The following is a 19,355-nucleotide window of genomic DNA, read 5'->3' as shown; positions in this document are numbered from 1 at the left end:
GAAAAACGATAATTTTATATAGTTTTGTTTGTTGGGAAGGCGTCACTTGTTTGTTGGGTGGCGTCTTTCCTTTTTTGTGTGGTCATGATTGGGGGGGTGTTTGGGTGGTGGGGTGTGTGGGTGTTGTCTGTGTGTGGGGTGTGGGGTTGAACGATTATGAACCCGACGGGTGGGGTGGGTGAGTGTAGTAAAGCAACACACACCCTACACACCCCTGGGGCAGCAACGATTATGTGCCGTGAGGCGAGTGTAGTAAAGCAACACACACACCACACACAGCCCTTACACACAAGGCTTATGAGCTGATGCTGAGGATGCTTCCGAGGTGGTAGGCGAGGAGGCTGAGGGTGATGGTTGTTGCGAGGTATGTGGTGGCTTGTTTGGCTTGGTGGTTTCGGATGAGGTCGCCGATTTCGCGGGCGAGGGTGGACCATGTTGATAGGGCGACGCAGAGTCCGGTGGCGATGAAGAAGTGTGTTGTTAGTTGTTGCTGGAACTGTTCGTTGGTGAGAAATGTTGTGTAGTTTCCGGGTGGGGTGGTTTGGCTTCCGAGGATGAGGGAGGCGGTGATGTTTGCGGTGAGGGTTCCTTTGTAGGGGCCTAGTTTGGTGTGCAGTAGGTAGCGGATGAGTCCGCCTAGTGCTGCGCCGAGTATAAGTGTGGGGGCGAGGTGGGGTGATTCGATGAGGTGTTGGAGGTTAGTTTCGTGCACCACGGTTGCTCCTTGTTGTGTGGTGGAGTTTGGTGCCTGTGAGGTAGCCGGTGATGGCGAGGGTGGGGATGAGTATGAGGATGAGTGTGGCTGTTGTTGGGTGGTTTGGGAGTGGGGCGTGTATGGCTTGTGTGTATCCGCTGTAGGTGGTGAATCCTCCGAGGATGCCCATGCTGATTAGTGGGTTTTTGGGTTGGAGCCAGCCCATGAGGAAGCTTCCGGCGGTGTTGCATAGTAGGAGTGCGGCGGTTGTGGGGATGAGGCTGCTGATGATTAGGTAGGTGAGGGTGCCGAGGGGTGCGCCGAGGGCGACCATCGCGGCGTCATGGTGTGTGTATTTTGTTGTTTTGGGGGCTTTGGGGAAGCTCCAGGTGTTTTTGGTGGGGGTCATGGGAAAACAATAACGCAGCCCGTTTGTGGTTGAGAAGAGGCTGCGTTGATTGTTGTGGTGTGTGGTTGTTTTATGTCCAGCCGGTGCCTTCGGCGTTGACGTAGTTGCGTACTTCTTCGGGGGTTGCTTTGAGTTTGGGGTCGAATTTGAGGTAGGCGGCTGTTTCTCGGGCGATGAGGCCGGAGAGGACGAGGAGGCCGATGAGGTTGGGGAGTGCCATGAGCCCGTTGAGGATGTCGGCGATGGTCCATACGACTGTGAGGGAGGTGGTGGCTCCGACGAAGACGACCATGGTGAAGATCATGCGGTAGATGATGGAGGTGCGGGGGCCGACGAGGCGGGTGAAGCAGCGTTCGCCGTAGTAGGACCATCCGAGGATTGTGGAGAATGCGAAGAATACGACGGAGATGGACACGATGGTGCCGCCCCATTGGCCTGGGAGGCCTGCGGAGAAGGCTGCTGCGGTCATGCTTCCGGCGCTGACGTCGGTGTTCCAAGTGCCGGTGCAAATGATGACGAGTCCGGTGAAGGAGACGACGATGATGGTGTCGATGAAGGTTTGGGTCATGGAGACGAGGCCTTGGCGGACTGGGTGTGTGGTTTGGGCTGCTGCGGCGGCGATGGGTGCGGAGCCTAGGCCGGATTCGTTGGAGAAGAGGCCGCGGGCGACGCCCATTTGGATGACGAGGAGGATTCCGGAGCCGACGAAGCCGCCGGTTGCTGCGGTGCCGGTGAAGGCGTCGGTGAAGATCAAGTGAAGGGCGCCGGGGATTGCGTTGGCGTGTGCGATGAGTACGATGATGGCCCCGACGATGTAGATGATGATCATCATGGGGACGAAGGCGGAGGTGACGCGGGCGATTGCTTGGACGCCTCCGAGGAGGACGGTGCCGACGAGGATGAAGGCGATGATGCCGGTGATCCAGGGGTCGATGCCGAAGGTGTCTTGGAGTCCTGCGGCGATGGCGTTGGATTGGGTCATGTTGCCGATGCCGAAGGATGCGAATACGGCGAAGAGGGCGAAGGTGGTGGCTAGGGTTTTGCCGAGGGGCCCTTTGATTGCTCGTGAGAGGTATACCTGGGGGCCGCCGATTTGTTCGCCGCGGCTGTCGGTTGTGCGGAAGCGGACGCCGAGGAATGCTTCGGCGTATTTGCTGGCCATGCCTAGTAGGCCGGTGATCCACATCCAGAAGAGGGCGCCGGGGCCGCCGATGGAGATGGCTGTTGCGACGCCGACGATGTTGCCGACGCCGACTGTGGCGGCGAGGGCCATGGTGAGTGCTTGGTAGTTGGTGATGTCGCCGCTGCCTTCGTCGGATCCGTCGATGAGTCCGTGTCGGAGGGCGCGGCCGAGTGCTCGGAATTGTAGGCCTTTGAGTCGGATGGTGAGAAAGGCACCACAGCCTAGTAGTAGGGGGATGAGTAGGAATGGTCCCCATACGAATGAGTCGAACCTGTCTAGGGCGCTGATGAGTGAATCCACGGTGGTTGCCTTTCTTGCGCCACGTGTGGTTCGCGACGTCGTTGTTTTTTGTTTTTGGTGATAGTGGTTGGTTGTGCTGGTTGCCTTGTGTGTCCCTGTGGTTGCGCAAGACTACGCGCTTTAGAGGTATAGGTCACAACGGGTTGGCTCTTGGATACTATCGCACAAAGTGTTGTCTGGGGGACTAGCATTGGTGGAGGAAGAAAAAATTACACCATTTTCGAGGAGTCTCCGATGCCTGATCCCCGCGCTGGTCAACCTGCTCGACCGGAGGATTTGATTGATGTTGCTCAACTTGTGACGGCGTATTTCACTTTGTCGCCGGATCCTGAAAACCCTGATCAGCAGGTTGTTTTTGGTACGTCGGGCCACCGAGGGTCGGCGTTGGATGGGGCTTTTAATGAGGCTCATATTCTGGCTACGACGCAGGCGATTGTGGATTATCGTCGGGGGCAGGGGATTGGGGGGCCTGTGTTCATTGGGCGGGATACCCACGCGTTGTCTGAGCCGGCGATGGTTAGCGCCCTTGAGGTGCTGTTGGCCAATGATGTTGAGGTGATTGTTGACGCCGCGGGGCGTTACACGCCTACGCCTGCCGTGTCGCACGCTATTTTGGCGCATAATGCTGCGCTGGAGGGTGGGGTGCTGGGGGTGAGCCCGAAGCGTGCTGATGGGATTGTGATTACGCCTTCGCATAATCCGCCCCGTGATGGTGGCTTTAAATATAATCCGCCTAATGGTGGTCCGGCTGATACTGATGCTACGGACTGGATCGCAGCCCGTGCGAATGAGTATGTGCGCGCTGGTTTGGATGGAGTGAAGCGCACGAGTGTCGCAGGGGTACGCGATCCTCGGTGCCAGTTGTTTGATTTCCGTTCGCATTATGTTGCGGACTTGCCGGATGTTGTGGACGTGGAGGCAATCGCGGCGTCAGGATTGTCGATTGGTGCTGACCCGATGGGTGGTGCTTCGGTCGATTACTGGGGTGCTATCGCGGAGGCGCATGGGTTGAATCTGACGGTGGTTAATCCGCTGGTTGATCCGACGTGGCGTTTTATGACTTTGGATACGGATGGTCAGATCCGTATGGATTGTTCAAGCCCTGATTCTATGGCCTCGTTGGTTGCGAATCGTGGGACTTTTGACTTGGCGACCGGCAATGATGCTGATGCTGACCGCCATGGGATTGTCACCCCTGACGCGGGGTTGATGAATCCCAACCATTACCTTGCTGTGGCGATTGATTACTTGTTTGCGCATCGTCCTGGTTGGGGGGAGAACACGGCTGTTGGTAAGACTCTTGTGAGTTCTTCGATGATTGACCGCGTGGTCGCGAATCTGGGGCGGACGTTGGTTGAGGTCCCGGTCGGATTTAAGTGGTTTGTGCCGGGGTTGATTGACGGCAGTGTCGGTTTTGGTGGTGAGGAGTCTGCTGGTGCGTCCTTCTTGCGTAAGGGGGGCACTGTGTGGTCGACGGATAAGGATGGAATTATCCTTGATCTGTTGGCTGCGGAGATTACCGCGCGTACTGGTTTGACGCCCTCGCAGCGTTATGCGCAGTTGGAGGCCCAGTTTGGTGCGCCAGTGTATGCCCGCACTGATGCTCCTGCTAATCGCGAACAGAAGGCGGTGCTGAAGAAGCTGTCACCGGAGCAGGTCACTGCCACTGAGCTGGCGGGCGAGCCGATCAGGGCGAAGCTCACCAGTGCGCCCGGGAACGGTGCACCGATCGGCGGTCTTAAAGTTGTGACGGACAACGCGTGGTTTGCTGCTCGGCCTTCCGGAACGGAAGACAAGTACAAGATTTACGCCGAGTCTTTCGGTGGTGCTGACCACCTTGCCCAGGTGCAGCAGGAGGCCCAAGCTCTGGTGGCGTCCGTGTTGGGTGCTTAGCTGCGGCGAGCACGTGGCCCTTGCTGTGAAGATCCCGAGTGTTCGCTGTGATGTTGCTATCGCCTTCCCAAGGGCCAGTGGTTTTTGCCTGCGCGTCGTGTAGCGTGTTGTGACGTGGCTACTGATGATTGTGGGGCCGAGGTGAAGGGTACGTCTGCGGAGCAAACATCCGGCTCCGTGACAGTTGCCCTTAGCGGATGGTCGGCTATGGATGCTGTGGCGGTGCTGGCGCGTTTCACCCTAGCCACCGTGTGGATTGCCAGCGGTGTTTTAAAGATGAAAGACCCCGGCACCACCTTGCTGTCCGTGCGGGCTTATGAACTTTTTCCTGACGCCGCGGAAAGGTTCATCGCCCTTGCCCTGCCGCCGCTTGAGGTGGCTTTGGGCGTCTTGCTTGTGCTTGGAATCTTTTTGCGCGCGACGTCAATAATTTCCGCATTGATCTTCCTCGCTTTTATCGCAGGTATCGCATCTGCATGGGCGCGTGGTTTGACCATCGACTGCGGATGTTTCGGCGGCGGGGGCTACAATTCTTCGGTAAACCCATGGACCTACGTTAAGGAGATCCTCCGGGACACCGCATTTATCGCTCTGGCTGCGATCGTTGCGTGGAAACCACTAAACAAGCTCGCTGTGTGGCCTTAACCAGGCTGCACCGCGGCTATCAACACAACACTTATAGGGAATAATGAGTACCAAAGTAAAAAACCCGAATCAGAAAAGCTACGGCTTCATTATCGCGCTGCTAGTTATTATCGTCCTCGCGCTCGGTGTGATTAGCTACATCGTGATCAGTGGTAACAAAGCGCAGACTGAACAGCGCGAAGCGTCCATGGTTGCGGTCGATAACCTCGAGGTGTCCTACAAGGACAACGCTATTACGCTGAAGTCTCCCGCTGCGACTGCCGATACTCCGCAGGTTGACCTGTACGAGGACTACTCGTGCCCCCACTGCGCAGAATTGGCGGAGGCAGCGGACGCCGACATGCTCAAGGCAATCGAAGAGGGCAAGCTGGTTGTCCACGTTCGCACCCTGAACTTTATGGATCAGGGCACGGAAGCCAATTCCACACGTGCGGGTGCGGCAGCCTTGGCTATTGCCAAGAGCGGCGACGCCCAGGGCTACTGGAACTACCGCGCAATGTTGATGCGCGACCAGACCATGCTGCGAACCTCCGATTGGGATAACGCCAAGTACGGTGACGCTGCCGTGGATTACAACGTGCCCGACGATGTCGTAAACGAGATCAAGGAAGGCGCCGACATTGACGCGATGAAGGACTTCGCTTCCGCCAATGCTGATTCTTTGAAGGCTGCCATCGGCAAGGTGAGCTCCCCGCACATCCTGTACGACGGTAAGGATCTTGATCTTCGTGACGGGACCGGCTGGCTTAAAGAAGTTACGGGCTAAGCCCTAAGGTCTAACGGGTTGCGGGGGCGTACTTCGCCCCCGCAATTTGTGCTTTATGCTTGGTGTTTGCCTGTCGTTTGGCTGGTGATGTAGATTATCAAGGGTTGGCAGCGACCGATCACGGTTGAGGCCGCAGGGAGTTCCTCCTCCGCGAGGTTTCCACCTTGTTTATCAAGGGGCTATGGCGCAGCTGGTAGCGCACCACACTGGCAGTGTGGGGGTCACGGGTTCGAGTCCCGTTAGCTCCACAAGAAGACCCTTCATCTTTTATAGATGAAGGGTCTTCTTTGTTTCGTAGAGCAGTGGGGGCTGACGGGGTACCGGCGGGGCAGAGTGCTAGGTTACATTTTCTGAATGGTGTAATCGGCGGTTTAATTTTTGTTTAGTGTAAGCGAAGTATCGCACGATGGGGGTGGTTCGGAGTAGTATGGGGCCATGTCCGACAACGAAGTCTTCACACAACTGTCTACCGAAGCCGCCCTCGAACTGATGGGAACCGAACAACTAGGCCGCGTCGTCGTCCGCCGAAGCGACGATATGGATATCTTCCCAGTGAATTTCGTCGTAGATGGCGGCGCGATCTACTTCCGCACATCCGAAGGTAACAAGCTGTTCAGCCTCTCTTTGAACAACGATGTGCTGTTCGAAGCCGATCACGTTGACCTAGACAACCACGATGCATGGTCGGTGATCGTCAAAGGCACTGCGGAGGTTCTCCAAGACGCCGCAGCCATCCACCACGCAGATAGCTTGGACCTCACCCCGTGGCTGCCGACGCTGAAATACAACTACGTAAAAGTCACCCCGAACAGCGTCAGCGGCCGCAAGTTCCACCTCGGCGAAGAGCCACAACGCTACTAAGAATTAGAGCTGTGCACGCCACCACTGGTCATATGGAGTGACCGGTAGGTGGCGTTTGTGCTCTCCGATGCGCCACAGATGCTCCAAACGCTCGTGTGCTCGCGCGGGGATGGCATCGTCGGGCACCGCCCCCTCGATGTAGTCGTCGATCTCGCGGTAGCTCACGCCCAACGCGACCTCGTCTGGCAGTGCAGGACGGTCATCCTCAAGGTCGGCTGTTGGAACTTTTTGCCATGCCCGCTCTGGGGCGCCCAGGTGCTCAACTAGTTGTGCCCCCTGGCGCTTCGACAACCCGAACAGTGGCATGATGTCCGCCGCCCCGTCACCAAACTTCGTGAAGAAACCCGTGACATTTTCCGCTGCGTGGTCAGTGCCGATGACCAAAGCCTTGCGCTCAGCCGCCACCGCGTACTGGGCAAGCATCCGCATGCGAGCCTTCACGTTGCCTTTATTGAAGTCGGAGATCCCCGACGCGGCGTCATCATCCAGGGCGGCAACCATGGCGTCGACGCTGGCCTTAATGTTGACGGTGACAGTATCGTCCGGATTGATGAACTCCAAGGCCATCTGGGCATCGTCCTCGTCCACTTGGACGCCATAAGGCAAACGGACAGCGGTGAAGCGCGCTTGTGTCCCCTCGCTGCGGAGCTCTTCGCAGGCAATCTGCGCCAGCCGGCCGGCTAGCGTTGAATCCTGGCCGCCGGAAATTCCGAGCACGTATCCGGCGGTGCCAGAATTGGTGATGTAGTCCTTCAAGAGGTTGATCCTAGAGCGGACTTCGGCGGCCGGGTCGATCGTTTTTTTGGTGTGCAGGGCAGCGACAATGGCCGCGCGTGTCTCGTTTATCATGATCTCCATGCTAGAGGGTTTGGTTTTTTGGCGCTGATTGGTTAATATTGCTCTTCGTGTCGTAGCGCTGTTGTGCCTGCGATTGGTATTGGCCCTCAGAGCAGAAAGGAGCGCCCGATGAAGGTCCGCAAGTCCCTTCGGTCGCTGAAGAACAAGCCGGGCGCCCAGGTTGTGCGCCGTCGTGGCAAGGTCTACGTGATCAACAAGAAAGAGCCGCGTTTCAAGGCTCGCCAGGGCTAATTTTTTATGCGCCCTTGAAGCGGGCTGGGTAAGTAATTCTTACCCAGCCCGCTTTTTCTATGCTTAGAGGGCAAAGAATACATTTTCCGGTAAGGGTGAAATAAGTAACACTTGGATCTTTTTTCGGGTGCTCTGTGCTGGGATTTTTCTTTTTGTTCAGAGGTGTGGGGGTGGGCGGGCTTCAGGTGTGCGACAACGTTGTAATTTCAACCCGTGCGCGGGGGACAAGATGTTGTGCTCGCTTAGTTCGTATCCTGGGAATTCCCTTGATGTAACTACTATATGTAGTGCTACTTGCGGAAAATTACCACAACGTATAGTGTTTCTTGGTGATGAGGGGAAGCCTTCACAAACCCCCAAGAAACCGTCACTCGTAGAGCTTGAACCCAAGGAAGACTTATGGCTATCACCGTTTACAGCAAGCCCGCTTGCGTCCAGTGCACCGCTACCAAGAAAGCACTTGACCGTGCCGGCCTTGAATACACGGTCGTAGACATCAGCCTCGATGGCGAAGCACGCGACTACGTGATGGCACTCGGCTACCTCCAGGCGCCCGTAGTGGAAGCTGGCGGCGAGCACTGGTCCGGATTCCGTCCAGAGCGCATCCGCAGCCTCGCCGCACAGGTCGCCTAACAGGCGCACCGCACGCCCGAATTCCCCCACGGAGAATCGGGCGTTACTTCTATCCACCCCGCGCAACGCAGTCCAGCAACCAGGAGCCCACCGTGCTCGTCGTCTACTTCTCATCAGCGACCGAAAACACCCGCCGTTTTGTAGACAAACTTCAGCTGCCCAACGTGCGCATCCCGCTCCGAGCCAACGAGCCCGAACTCGTCGTAGATGAACCATACGTCCTCGTATGCCCCACCTACGGCGGGGGAGTATCCATCAGTGGTAAACAAGGAAAACCCGTCCCCATACAGGTCGTAAAATTCCTCAACAACCCGCACAACCGCAGCCTCATCAGAGCGGTCGTCGCCGGTGGTAACTCCAACTTCGGAAGTGACTTTGGCAAAGCAGGCGACGTCATCGCCGCCAAATGTAACGTTCCCTACGTCTACCGCTTCGAACTCATGGGCAACGACGAAGACGTCGCAACCCTACGCAATGGATTGATCGCCAACGCACCCACACTGGGCCTGCAACCCCCACGCGTCGCCTAACCTCCGCGACGTCATCAAAAGACAACAAACCACACGCACACAGGAGAAAACCTATGGACGCACACCTCGGTGCCAGCGTAACTGGAAACGCCGCCTCAGAGAGCATGGACTACCACGCACTCAACGCCCTGCTTAACCTGTACAACGAAGACGGCCTTATCCAATTCGACAAAGACCGGGAAGCGGCCAACCAGTTCTTCCTCCAACACGTCAACCAAAACACCGTGTTCTTCCACGACCTGGAAGAAAAATTCGACTACCTCGTCAACAACCACTACTACGAACAAGAAGTAGTCGACAAATACGACTTCGCCTTCATTAAAGCCCTCTTCAAGCGGGCCTACGCAGTCAAATTCCGCTTCCCAACCTTCCTCGGTGCCTACAAGTACTACACGTCCTACACGCTCCAGACCTTCGACGGCCGACGCTACCTCGAACGCTACGAAGACCGCGTCTGCATGGTGGCACTGACCCTCGCTGACGGTGACACAGCACTCGCTGAACACCTGGTTGACGAGATCATGGCCGGCCGCTTCCAGCCCGCCACCCCAACCTTCCTCAACTCCGGCAAAAAACAACGCGGCGAACCAGTTTCCTGCTTCCTGCTTCGCATCGAAGACAATATGGAGTCCATCGGGCGAGCCATCAACTCCGCACTCCAGCTGTCCAAGCGAGGCGGCGGCGTTGCCCTGCTGCTGAGCAACCTGCGTGAGTCAGGCGCGCCCATTAAGAAGATCGAAAACCAGTCCTCCGGTGTCATCCCCGTGATGAAGTTGCTGGAAGATTCCTTCTCCTACGCCAACCAGCTGGGTGCACGCCAAGGCGCCGGAGCGGTATACCTTCACGCCCATCACCCGGACATCATGAAGTTCCTGGACACCAAGCGCGAAAACGCGGACGAGAAAATCCGCATCAAGACGCTGTCGCTGGGCGTGGTCATCCCGGATATCACCTTCGAACTGGCCAAGCGCAACGACGACATGTACCTGTTCTCCCCCTACGACGTGGAACGGGTCTACGGCAAGCCCTTTGCTGACGTGCCGATTTCTGAACACTATGAAGAAATGGTCGAGGATCCCCGCATCCGTAAGTCGAAGATCAACGCACGACAGTTCTTCCAAACCCTCGCGGAGATCCAGTTCGAGTCTGGTTACCCCTACATCATGTTCGAAGACACGGTGAACAAGGCCAACCCCATCGCTGGCCGAATCACCCACTCGAACCTGTGCTCCGAAATTCTGCAAGTTTCTACCGCGTCCGAATTCAACCCGGACCTCAGCTACAGCCACATCGGCGAGGACATTTCTTGCAACCTTGGCTCGCTGAACATCGCTAAGGCGATGGATTCCCCGGATTTCTCCAAGACGATTGAAACCGCTATTCGTGGATTGACCGCCGTGTCCGAGCAGACCAGTATCGATTCCGTTCCCTCGATTAAAAAGGGCAACGATGCGGCGCACGCCATCGGACTCGGTCAGATGAACTTGCACGGCTTCTTCGGTCGTGAAGGCATCTTCTATGGCAGCGAGGAGGGGCTGGACTTCACCAACGCTTATTTCGCGGCCGTGATGTTTGAATGCATCAAGGCTTCCTGCCAGATCGCCAAGGAACGCGGCGTCCGCTTCGAAGGTTTTGAGGATTCTGCGTATGCGTCAGGTGAGTTCTTCGACGGCTTCGATCCGGAAGATTTCGCCCCGAAGACCGACAAGGTCAAGCAGCTGTTCGCTAATTCCAGTATTCACACGCCCAGTGCCGAGGAATGGGCTGCGCTGAAGCAGGACGTCGCGGAGCACGGCATGTTCAACCGAAACTTGCAGGCAGTTCCGCCAACAGGTTCGATTTCTTACATCAACAACTCCACGTCGTCGATTCACCCGATTGCGTCGCGGATTGAGATCCGTAAGGAAGGCAAGATCGGCCGCGTGTACTACCCGGCGCCGTACATGACCAACGACAACCTGGAGTACTACCAGGATGCGTACGAAATCGGGTTTGAAAAGATCATCGACACCTACGCTGTGGCGACGAAGTACGTGGATCAGGGGCTGTCGTTGACGTTGTTCTTCAAGGACACAGCCACTACCCGCGACATTAACCGCGCGCAGATTTACGCGTGGCGTAAGGGCATCAAGACGATTTACTACATTCGTTTGCGCCAGACAGCCCTTGAAGGAACCGAGGTTCAGGGCTGCGTGAGCTGCATGCTCTAGCCCGTGTGGGTCGGGGGATTGTGGTGAGTCCGAGGGCTTCTCGGACTTCGTGAAGCAGCTGTCGTGCGTGGGCGGCAGCTGCGTGAGGGTCTTGATCGCGTATTGACGTCGCGAGCGCCATGTGGGCGCGCATTGCTTCGGCTTTGGGGTGGGCGGGCTGTAGCCCGAGTTCGGTTCTGCCTTGGCTGTCGCAGTGTTTGCTGCTGGCGCTGCCCTGTAAAAGCCAGCGCGGTAGCCTTAGACGGCGCTTAGACGGCGAACATATTTTTTGGAGGCGTGACGTGGGCACACATATTGGATCGCACTCGGTGCAGCAGGAGCTGTTCCACATCGTCATCATGGGGGTTTCAGGCTGCGGAAAGACCACCGTGGCGGAGGCTCTCGCCGCCCGCATGGGTGTCGGTGTGGCGGATGCGGACAGCTTTCACCCTAAGTCCAATAAGGACAAGATGGCTGCGGGAATCGCCCTGAATGATCATGACCGCTTGCCGTGGTTGAAGCAGCTGCGGGATTGGATGGGGCGTGAAGACGTCGCGGGTAACCATTCTGTGATGAGCTGCTCGGCGTTGAAGCGTAGCTACCGTGATATTTTGCGCCAGGCCCCCGGAGACGTCGTACACATTCAGCTCGACGTTGACCGCGATACGACACTCGAGCGGATGACCAACCGTAAGGGACATTTCATGCCGCCTTCGTTGTTGGATTCCCAGCTGGAGACACTGGAACCCTTGGACGATGATGAGCTAGGTTTCATCGTCGACAACACCCGTCCCCTCGAGGAGGTCTTGGATGTGATTCAGGAAAAGCTGGAAGATATGGGTGCGTTGGCGACGATCTGGCTGAATTAGCAACCTCAAAATGAAAAACTCCCGGCCCGATCTGGTGTGATCGTGCCGGGAGTTTGCTTGAATGTTAGCGGTGATTAGTTGTCGTTGCCTTCGCGGGAACCGAGTTCTGCATCGATGCGCAGCAAACCGGAGCCGTCTTCGCCGATGAGGCGCAGGCGGTCAAGGATTTCCTTGACGGTGGACTCTTCTTCGATCTGCTCGGCGAGGAAGCCATCGAGCAGCGGGCGGGAGTCGAAGTCGCCTTCGTCTTGAGCGAGCTTTGCGAGGTCGCGGATCATGCCGGAGATCTTGACTTCGTGAGCCAGCGACGCTTCGAAAGCCTCGACAGCGTTGGTTACGGACAGCTCGGGGACGGAGATGCTGCCGATCTGGGGGACGACGTCGCGTGCCAGCATGTGGTCAGCGAACATCTGAGCGTGTCCGAGTTCTTCTTCGGCCTGGAGTGCCATCCAGTCGCGCATACCGACGAGTCCGAGATCATCGAGGATGAAGGACAGTTGGCGGTACACCATGGAGGCCTCGTATTCGGCTGTGACCTGGGTGTTCATCGCTTTTGCGAGAGTGTCATTGAGTTGCATGAGCACCAGTGTAGCGAGTGTTTGCACAGCTCGCATCCTAGAGTGTGCTGCCCTTATTGCCTTTATCCTTACCCAAAGAGTGCAGCTTAGGGGCGCATAAGCCCCCGGGGGAGCATTGAGTGCTATGGGCGGGTACTGTTGAAGGGACTAAAACCGTATCCCCTAGCACCCTGAGGAGCACGTGGTGGCGCCCAACCACACCCCTATTTCTCCGGCGCAGCATGAAGCGCACCCCGAAGATCGCAAGGCACCGATCCTTGCCATCAACTGGAACACGATTCCCGATGACAAAGACCTTGAGGTTTGGGATCGTTTGACCGGTAACTTCTGGCTACCGGAAAAAGTCCCGCTGTCTAACGATATTAAGAGCTGGAACACCCTCAATGAGCTTGAGCAGCAGATCACCATGCGTGTGTTCACCGGCCTGACCATGCTGGATACTATCCAGGGCACGGTCGGCGCTGTGTCTTTGTTGCCGGATGCAGTGACACCCCATGAGGAAGCGGTGCTGACGAACATTGCGTTCATGGAATCGGTCCACGCGAAAAGTTATTCCTCTATCTTTATGACCTTGGCATCAACCCCAGAAATCAATGATGCATTCCGTTGGTCGGAAGAAAATGAAAACCTCCAACGCAAGGGGCACATTATCCTCGACTACTACGAGGGTGATGATCCGCTGAAGCGCAAGGTGGCGTCGACTCTGCTGGAGTCCTTCCTGTTCTATTCGGGCTTTTATCTGCCGATGTATTGGTCTTCGCATGCAAAACTCACGAACACAGCCGATGTTATTCGCTTGATCATCCGTGACGAGGCCGTGCACGGCTACTACATCGGCTACAAGTATCAGCGTGGCCTTGAGAAGCTGAGCCAAGCGGAGCGGGATGAGCAGAAGGAATGGACTTTCGATCTGCTCTACGATCTCTACGAAAACGAAATCCAGTACACCGAGGATCTTTACGACGAGCTCGGCTGGACCGAGGACGTGAAGCGCTTCCTGCGCTACAACGCCAATAAGGCGCTTAATAATCTGGGCTATGAAGGACTGTTCCCCGCTGACGAGACGAAGGTATCGCCGGCCATCTTGTCGGCCCTATCGCCGAACGCGGATGAGAACCATGACTTCTTCTCTGGTTCGGGTTCGTCCTACGTGATCGGCAAAGCAGAGAACACTACTGACGACGACTGGGATTTCTAGGACGCTATTGGAGCGTTGTTTTCCTCAGCCCCGGGGCAATCCCCTGGGGCTCCATCTTTAGTATGACTTCCATAGGGTGGGTATTCGAGGTGGGGGAGAAGGGGCAATCCGCCAAAACGGGAGTGTTTTAGCTCACAATGTGGCACGTCTGGGGGCAGTTTTTGAAGATTGCCCGCTAGGGCTTGCGCTTGTTATTTTCCCGGTGGCCCTGTCGAAACAGGCGCCATACATGGGTAAACAACCCGAAAGAGGCGCCGCCTAGAAGGGGTGCTTGGGTCAAGCAACAATCGTCACAATAGCCACGCAGGCACCCCTAAGCTGCTGATTTTTTAAAAATCGGACTTAACGCAATGGGGGTCTACGGGTTATGATTTGTGCGTTGTTTCATGCGTAGTCAGGAGGAACCTATGACCGCTGTAGCGCCAAAGGGAGACCACGAGGTCTTCCCCGCTCGGCCTGCGCCAACAGGCAATACCCGTAAGGGTGGCTTTGCCTGGAAGATGCTAACCACCACCGACCACAAGACTCTGGGCATCATGTACATCATCATGTCCTTCATATTCTTCTTCCTCGGTGGTTTCATGGCTCTGCTTATTCGTGCAGAGCTGTACCACCCCGGCCTGCAGTTCTTGACGAACGAGCAGTTCAACCAGCTGTTCACCATGCACGGCACGGTGATGCTGCTTCTGTACGGCACCCCGGTTGTGTGGGGTTTCGCGAACTACATCATGCCGCTCCAGATTGGTGCGCCTGACGTAGCCTTCCCCCGTCTGAACGCCCTCGGCTTCTGGTTCACCATGATCGGTGGTGTCATGATGCTGTCTGGCTTCCTGACCCCCGGCGGTGCAGCTGACTTCGGTTGGACGATGTACTCCCCGCTGTCTGACGCCATCCACTCCCCGGGTGTCGGCTCCGACATGTGGATCCTCGGTGTTGGTGTCGGTGGTATCGGCACCATTGCCTCTGCGGTCAACATGATCACCACGATCCTGTGCCTCCGCGCACCCGGCATGACCATGTTCCGTCTGCCGATCTTCACCTGGAACATCCTCATCACCTCTCTGCTGGTGCTGATGATCTTCCCGATGCTGACCGCAGCCGCTCTGGGCATCCTCTACGACCGCAAGCTCGGCGGCCACATTTACGACCCGGCTAACGGTGGCTCCATCCTGTGGCAGCACCTGTTCTGGTTCTTCGGTCACCCCGAGGTGTACGTCTTGGCTCTGCCGTTCTTCGGCATCGTCTCCGAGATTTTCCCGGTGTTCTCCCGCAAGCCCATGTTCGGCTACGCCGGCCTGGTCTTCGCTACCTCTTCGATCGCTGCACTGTCAATGGCTGTGTGGGCACACCACATGTTCGTTACCGGCGCGATCCTCCTGCCCTTCTTCTCCTTCATGACCTTCCTGATCTCCGTTCCTACGGGCGTGAAGTTCTTCAACTGGGTGGGCACCATGTGGCGCGGCCACATCACCTGGGAAACTCCGATGATCTTCGCCTTCGGCTTCATCGTAACCTTCCTGTTCGGCGGTATGACCGGTATTATGCTGGCCTCCCCGCCGCTGGACTTCCACGTGTCTGACACCTACTTCGTGGTTGCTCACTTCCACTACACCCTCTTCGGCACCATCGTGTTCGCTTCCCTCGCAGGCGTATACTTCTGGTTCCCGAAGATGACCGGTCGCATGCTGGACGAGCGCCTCGGCAAGATTCACTTCTGGCTGATGTTCGTCGGCTTCCATGGGACCTTCCTGATCCAGCACTGGCTCGGTAACGAGGGCATGCCGCGTCGTTACGCCGACTACCTCGACAGCGACGGCTTCACCACCCTGAACCAGATCTCCACCGTGTTCTCCTTCGTGCTGGGTATCTCCTTCATTCCCTTCATCTGGAATGCATTCAAGTCTTGGCGTTACGGCGAGGTTGTCACCGTGGACGATCCGTGGGGCTACGGTAACTCCCTCGAGTGGGCAACCTCCTGCCCGCCTCCGCGCCACAACTTCACCTCGCTGCCGCGTATCCGCTCCGAGCGCCCTGCGTTTGAGCTGCACTACCCGCACATGGTCGAGCGCATGCGCGCTGAAGCCCACGTCGGTCACGCCACGAAGGAAGTACTCAAGCGTGACGCTGATGATATGAAACGCGAAGAAAAGGCCTTGAAGAACTCCTAGAGCCTTAGAGCTTTCCTTTCCTACGCATTAAAGCCGTGAGTCTCCCCCGCAAGGGTTGGGGGCTCACGGCTTTTCTATGTCTCGGTGGGGTTCAGGTGCGCAAGCCACACCCGGTTTAAGTGTTTGGCTAAGCAAGTGCAACAATAAGGACGTGAATTCATCGACTAGTCTTGCCAGCGACATCACCGTCAATCTCTCACCCGGTTTGGTTCCGGCCGTGGTTATCGTCTCGGGTGCGGACCGCCCCGGCGTCACAGGAGCGTTCTTCCGGGTGTTGGCTTCGCATCAAGTCCAGTTGTTGGATGTTGAGCAGTCGCAGTTTCGGGGGCGCCTCAACCTGGCGTCGTTGATTGGTGTCGATCCAGCTAGGGTTGAAACCCTCAAAGAGGGGCTTAGTGAAACCCTCCGTGGTTTTGGCCAATCGGTGAGCGTCGAGGTGCAGGAGACATTGCATTCCACCCGTCCGCTGTCGACACACGCGGTGGTCGTGCTGGGTGATCCGGTGACTGCCTCCCATGTGTCGCGCATCGGTCAGACGCTTGCGGATTACGGGGCGAACATCGATACGATCCGTGGTATTGCTGACTACCCGTTGACCGGTTTGGAACTGAGTGTCAGTGTCGCAGACCCCACGCCTGGTGGTGGTGTGGCCATGCGTAAGGCACTGGCGGAGTTGACTCGCCAGATTGGGGTGGACATTGCTATTGAGCGCGCTGGGTTGCAGCGTCGCTCGAAGCGTCTGATTTGCTTCGATTGCGACTCTACGCTGATTACTGGCGAGGTCATTGAGATGCTCGCTGCCCGCGCGGGTCGTGAGGCTGAGGTTGCGGAGGTGACCGCACGCGCGATGCGCGGTGAGTTGGACTTTGAGGAGTCTTTGCGCGAACGTGTTCAGGCTCTAGCTGGTTTGGATGCTTCCGTTATTGATGACGTCGCGGCGGAGATTGAATTGACGCCGGGTGCGCGCACCACGATCAGGACGTTGAAGCGGATGGGCTACAAGGCCGCCGTGGTCTCCGGCGGCTTCATCCAGGTACTTGAGGATCTTGCACAGGAGTTAGATCTTGATTACGTTCGGGCCAACACGCTCGAGATTGTTGACGGCAAGTTGACCGGTCGGGTTGTGGGCAAGGTTGTCGATCGTGCTGCGAAGGCTGAGTTCCTGTCTGAGTTCGCGGCTGATTCGGGTCTGAAGATGCATCAAACTGTCGCTGTCGGCGACGGCGCTAACGATATTGACATGTTGTCGGCGGCCGGCCTGGGCATCGCCTTTAACGCGAAGCCCGCGTTGCGTGAAGTTGCCGATGCGTCGGTCAATCACCCGTTCCTCGACGAGGTTCTTTACATTTTGGGTATTTCCCGTACGGAGATCGACAAGGAAGATCTGTCTGACGGTTCCTTCCGCAGGGTTCCGTTGACTACGTCCGAGACCAACACCTAAACTTCCATCAAAAGCTACCGCCCATAAACAAGTATTTAGGAGCACCTTATGACTAACCCTTTTGATCCCCAGAATGACCATCCAGGAGCAGGGGAGCAGCCTCAAAGCATGCCACCACAGGGGCAGCAGCCCCAACAGCCGCAGCAGCCCGCTCAGCCGGCTTACCCCCAGCAGCCCGCTCAGCCGGCTTACCCCCAGCAGCCTGCTCAGCCGGGCTATAACCAGCAGCCCGCTCAGCCGGCTTACCCCCAGCAGCCCAATCCTGGTGCGCAGCAGCCCAGCTTTGGTCAGCAGCCGAACTACGGCCAAGCGCCCCAGTTTGGTGCGCAGCAGCCCGGCTACGGCGCGCCGGCGGCCCGCACCTTCGGCACGTTCGACGCGATGGAATCCTTGAGCTTCGGTGCGCGCATGCTCGGTCGCGACGTCGTCCAGTGGCTCATTGCCGGTGCCATTCCCGCCGTCGTGATGATTGTTGCGTTTATCTTCGGGATGGTCGGCATCACCGCAATGAGCGACAGTGCAACTAGCGGTTATTCCGGTGGCTACTACACCTATGAAGAGCCCAGCGCCGCTGGCGACATTTTCGGCGGCGTCGGTCTCGGTGTATTCATGCTGGGTATGGTCGTGGCCAGCGCGTTGATGATCATCTACAGCTTGGGTGTTTACCGGGTCTCTGCCCTCGTCTTCAACGGACAGTCCTTCACCTGGAAGGATGTCTACAACCTCAAAGGCACCGGCAAACTCTTTGGCGTGATTTTCTTGACGGCACTAGCCGTCAACGTCGGTATGATGCTGTGCATCCTGCCGGGTATGGTTCTGGCCTTCCTATTGGTCTTCGCACCTGCTTTTGCGGTCCTCGAACCCGGCCGCAGCCTAGGAGATGCCTTCAGCCGTTCACTGACCCTGGCTAAAGAAAACGTTGGGCCCACGCTGATTCTCGTGCTGCTGTCGGCAGTCATCATGTGGATCGCAAGCATGATCATCATCGGCTCCGTGCTGTTGGCCCCGGTGTTCGCATTCGCCTACGGCCACGCCATTCGTCGCGCACAAAACATTCCGGTTCCGGCTGTTTAAAACGAGGTCCATTATGTCTACCGCCACCCGACCAGCTCGCCCACGCAAGCGTAAAAACACCGGGTGGGTTCCAGATCAGCATGGCGCATGGGCCATGGTTATCACCCCCTACGTGCTAGGTGTTGCCCTAGCCCACCCCGTGTGGGCGCACCTACCGTTGGGGGTTGCGTGGTTCAGCGGCTACTTCGCCTTTTTCGCCGCCGGCCTGTGGCTGAAAGCACCGCTGCGGCGTAGAGGCACCTACGTTCGGCCGTTGACTGTCTACGGTGCGGTTGCCGTTCTCGGATGCTTTGGTGTGCTCGCCATGACGCACAGTAGCGTCGCCCAGCTACTAGTTGCCGGAGTGTGCTTTGTCCCACTGGTAGCGGTGGCCGTGTACGAGGCCTACCGCAAGCGGCCTCGATCGGTACTTTCCGGCGTAGCTACCACGATTGCTTCAGCCGGGGTGTTGCCGGTGTGCTTGCTGGTCGCCGGTAAGCCAGTGCTGTGGGGGCCGACGATCATCCTCGGCCTGTATTTTTCTTCAACGATCTTCTACGTGAAGACGTTGATTCGGAACCGTGGACAGCGCCAGTGGTTGAACTATTCCATCGCGGTGCACCTTGGCTGCGCGATAATTGCGCTGGTGCTAACACTGGCAGGCGTCGTTCATTGGTCGGCCATCGTATTCTTCCTCGCTGCAACAGTGCGCGCGTGGTGGATGCCCGTGAGCGGTGAACAACGCCCCAAGCCGTGGAGCCCAAAACAGGTAGGTATCCAAGAGATCTTCTGGATCATTGCGGCATCAGCGGTGGCAGTGTTTTCCGCATAAAAACCAAAGTTTTAGACTAAAGCC

19 protein-coding genes and 1 tRNA gene are annotated in these 19,355 nt (G+C 57.2%); 15 read left to right on the top strand and 5 right to left on the bottom strand.

Features of this window, described 5'->3' with window-relative positions; translation table 11 throughout:
• Positions 1–295: 295 nt before the first annotated feature.
• From L1C91_RS07345 to L1C91_RS07335, 3 genes are all read right to left on the bottom strand, one after another.
• Positions 296–715, bottom strand: coding sequence for a FluC/FEX family fluoride channel (locus tag L1C91_RS07345; protein ID WP_234858681.1), 420 nt, complete (start codon positions 713–715; stop codon positions 296–298).
• On the bottom strand, positions 699–1,103 hold the full coding sequence (locus L1C91_RS07340) for a CrcB family protein (protein ID WP_234858680.1): 405 nt from the start codon (positions 1,101–1,103) through the stop codon (positions 699–701). The genes L1C91_RS07345 and L1C91_RS07340 overlap by 17 nt, the downstream gene beginning before the upstream one ends.
• 70 nt (positions 1,104–1,173) lie before the next feature.
• Positions 1,174–2,586 (bottom strand): alanine/glycine:cation symporter family protein, encoded by a 1,413-nt coding sequence (locus L1C91_RS07335; RefSeq protein WP_234858679.1) that lies wholly within the window; start codon positions 2,584–2,586, stop codon positions 1,174–1,176.
• 234 nt (positions 2,587–2,820) lie between these two features.
• On the opposite strand from L1C91_RS07335, the gene pgm reads away from it, so the two are divergent.
• The 5 genes from pgm (at position 2,821) to L1C91_RS07310 (ending at position 6,751) form a co-directional block, all read left to right on the top strand.
• On the top strand, positions 2,821–4,479 hold the full coding sequence (gene pgm, locus L1C91_RS07330) for a phosphoglucomutase (alpha-D-glucose-1,6-bisphosphate-dependent) (RefSeq protein ID WP_234858678.1): 1,659 nt from the start codon (positions 2,821–2,823) through the stop codon (positions 4,477–4,479).
• Between the two features lie 114 nt (positions 4,480–4,593).
• On the top strand, positions 4,594–5,124 hold the full coding sequence (locus L1C91_RS07325) for a MauE/DoxX family redox-associated membrane protein (protein WP_234858677.1): 531 nt from the start codon (positions 4,594–4,596) through the stop codon (positions 5,122–5,124).
• 43 nt (positions 5,125–5,167) lie between these two features.
• Positions 5,168–5,890, top strand: coding sequence for a thioredoxin domain-containing protein (locus L1C91_RS07320; RefSeq protein WP_234858676.1), 723 nt, complete (start codon positions 5,168–5,170; stop codon positions 5,888–5,890).
• A gap of 175 nt (positions 5,891–6,065) precedes the next feature.
• Positions 6,066–6,138 (top strand) — tRNA-Ala (locus L1C91_RS07315).
• A gap of 187 nt (positions 6,139–6,325) precedes the next feature.
• The gene (locus L1C91_RS07310) at positions 6,326–6,751 is read left to right on the top strand and encodes a pyridoxamine 5'-phosphate oxidase family protein (protein WP_021012151.1); all 426 of its coding nucleotides are present in this window, start codon (positions 6,326–6,328) and stop codon (positions 6,749–6,751) included.
• Between the two features lie 3 nt (positions 6,752–6,754).
• Here the strand turns inward: L1C91_RS07310 and nadE are convergent, their stop codons facing one another.
• The gene (nadE, locus tag L1C91_RS07305; RefSeq protein WP_419178723.1) at positions 6,755–7,609 is read right to left on the bottom strand and encodes an ammonia-dependent NAD(+) synthetase; all 855 of its coding nucleotides are present in this window, start codon (positions 7,607–7,609) and stop codon (positions 6,755–6,757) included.
• A gap of 108 nt (positions 7,610–7,717) precedes the next feature.
• Between nadE and ykgO the strand changes: the two genes are divergently transcribed.
• From ykgO to L1C91_RS07280, 5 genes are all read left to right on the top strand, one after another.
• Positions 7,718–7,840 carry a type B 50S ribosomal protein L36 gene (gene ykgO / locus L1C91_RS07300; protein ID WP_005511141.1) on the top strand — a complete coding sequence of 41 codons (123 nt, stop codon included), beginning with the start codon at positions 7,718–7,720 and terminating at the stop codon, positions 7,838–7,840.
• Between the two features lie 399 nt (positions 7,841–8,239).
• Positions 8,240–8,473 carry a glutaredoxin-like protein NrdH gene (nrdH, locus tag L1C91_RS07295; RefSeq protein WP_234858674.1) on the top strand — a complete coding sequence of 78 codons (234 nt, stop codon included), beginning with the start codon at positions 8,240–8,242 and terminating at the stop codon, positions 8,471–8,473.
• Positions 8,474–8,565: 92 nt separating this feature from the next.
• A complete protein-coding gene (nrdI, locus tag L1C91_RS07290; RefSeq protein ID WP_234858673.1) occupies positions 8,566–9,003 on the top strand; it encodes a class Ib ribonucleoside-diphosphate reductase assembly flavoprotein NrdI in 438 nt (145 codons plus the stop codon).
• A 104-nt stretch (positions 9,004–9,107) separates the two neighbouring features.
• A complete protein-coding gene (nrdE, locus tag L1C91_RS07285; RefSeq protein WP_234858697.1) occupies positions 9,108–11,213 on the top strand; it encodes a class 1b ribonucleoside-diphosphate reductase subunit alpha in 2,106 nt (701 codons plus the stop codon).
• 281 nt (positions 11,214–11,494) lie between these two features.
• A complete protein-coding gene (locus L1C91_RS07280) occupies positions 11,495–12,061 on the top strand; it encodes a gluconokinase (RefSeq protein ID WP_328219653.1) in 567 nt (188 codons plus the stop codon).
• A gap of 74 nt (positions 12,062–12,135) precedes the next feature.
• On the opposite strand, the gene L1C91_RS07275 is transcribed toward L1C91_RS07280, so the two are convergent.
• On the bottom strand, positions 12,136–12,639 hold the full coding sequence (locus L1C91_RS07275; protein ID WP_234858672.1) for a ferritin: 504 nt from the start codon (positions 12,637–12,639) through the stop codon (positions 12,136–12,138).
• A gap of 205 nt (positions 12,640–12,844) precedes the next feature.
• On the opposite strand from L1C91_RS07275, the gene nrdF reads away from it, so the two are divergent.
• The 5 genes from nrdF to L1C91_RS07250 all read left to right on the top strand — a co-directional run bounded on the left by nrdF (position 12,845) and on the right by L1C91_RS07250 (position 19,331).
• Complete coding sequence (gene nrdF / locus L1C91_RS07270; RefSeq protein WP_234858695.1) at positions 12,845–13,837, top strand: class 1b ribonucleoside-diphosphate reductase subunit beta; 993 nt, start codon at positions 12,845–12,847, stop codon at positions 13,835–13,837.
• Between the two features lie 407 nt (positions 13,838–14,244).
• Positions 14,245–16,005 (top strand): aa3-type cytochrome oxidase subunit I, encoded by a 1,761-nt coding sequence (gene ctaD, locus L1C91_RS07265; protein WP_234858671.1) that lies wholly within the window; start codon positions 14,245–14,247, stop codon positions 16,003–16,005.
• A 151-nt stretch (positions 16,006–16,156) separates the two neighbouring features.
• A complete protein-coding gene (serB, locus tag L1C91_RS07260) occupies positions 16,157–17,446 on the top strand; it encodes a phosphoserine phosphatase SerB (RefSeq protein WP_234858670.1) in 1,290 nt (429 codons plus the stop codon).
• A 48-nt stretch (positions 17,447–17,494) separates the two neighbouring features.
• The gene (locus tag L1C91_RS07255) at positions 17,495–18,520 is read left to right on the top strand and encodes a YciC family protein (RefSeq protein WP_234858669.1); all 1,026 of its coding nucleotides are present in this window, start codon (positions 17,495–17,497) and stop codon (positions 18,518–18,520) included.
• Between the two features lie 13 nt (positions 18,521–18,533).
• Positions 18,534–19,331, top strand: coding sequence for a YwiC-like family protein (locus L1C91_RS07250; RefSeq protein WP_234858668.1), 798 nt, complete (start codon positions 18,534–18,536; stop codon positions 19,329–19,331).
• Positions 19,332–19,355 lie beyond the last annotated feature (24 nt).

Origin of the sequence: Corynebacterium argentoratense, assembly GCF_021491455.1 — a bacterium.
GTDB lineage: Bacteria > Actinomycetota > Actinomycetes > Mycobacteriales > Mycobacteriaceae > Corynebacterium > Corynebacterium argentoratense_A.
This window is presented reverse-complemented; position numbering and strand designations above follow the sequence as displayed.

Bases quoted from the DNA above. Each gene is read 5' to 3' on its own strand.
- L1C91_RS07340 (WP_234858680.1), bottom strand. From the start codon at position 1,103: ATGACCCCCACCAAAAACACCTGGAGCTTCCCCAAAGCCCCCAAAACA.
- pgm (WP_234858678.1), top strand. From the start codon at position 2,821: ATGCCTGATCCCCGCGCTGGTCAACCTGCTCGACCGGAGGATTTGATT.
- L1C91_RS07320 (WP_234858676.1), top strand. From the start codon at position 5,168: ATGAGTACCAAAGTAAAAAACCCGAATCAGAAAAGCTACGGCTTCATT.
- L1C91_RS07310 (WP_021012151.1), top strand. From the start codon at position 6,326: ATGTCCGACAACGAAGTCTTCACACAACTGTCTACCGAAGCCGCCCTC.
- nadE (WP_419178723.1), bottom strand. From the start codon at position 7,609: ATGGAGATCATGATAAACGAGACACGCGCGGCCATTGTCGCTGCCCTG.
- ykgO (WP_005511141.1), top strand. From the start codon at position 7,718: ATGAAGGTCCGCAAGTCCCTTCGGTCGCTGAAGAACAAGCCGGGCGCC.
- nrdH (WP_234858674.1), top strand. From the start codon at position 8,240: ATGGCTATCACCGTTTACAGCAAGCCCGCTTGCGTCCAGTGCACCGCT.
- nrdE (WP_234858697.1), top strand. From the start codon at position 9,108: ATGGACTACCACGCACTCAACGCCCTGCTTAACCTGTACAACGAAGAC.
- L1C91_RS07275 (WP_234858672.1), bottom strand. From the start codon at position 12,639: ATGCAACTCAATGACACTCTCGCAAAAGCGATGAACACCCAGGTCACA.
- ctaD (WP_234858671.1), top strand. From the start codon at position 14,245: ATGACCGCTGTAGCGCCAAAGGGAGACCACGAGGTCTTCCCCGCTCGG.
- L1C91_RS07255 (WP_234858669.1), top strand. From the start codon at position 17,495: ATGACTAACCCTTTTGATCCCCAGAATGACCATCCAGGAGCAGGGGAG.
- L1C91_RS07250 (WP_234858668.1), top strand. From the start codon at position 18,534: ATGTCTACCGCCACCCGACCAGCTCGCCCACGCAAGCGTAAAAACACC.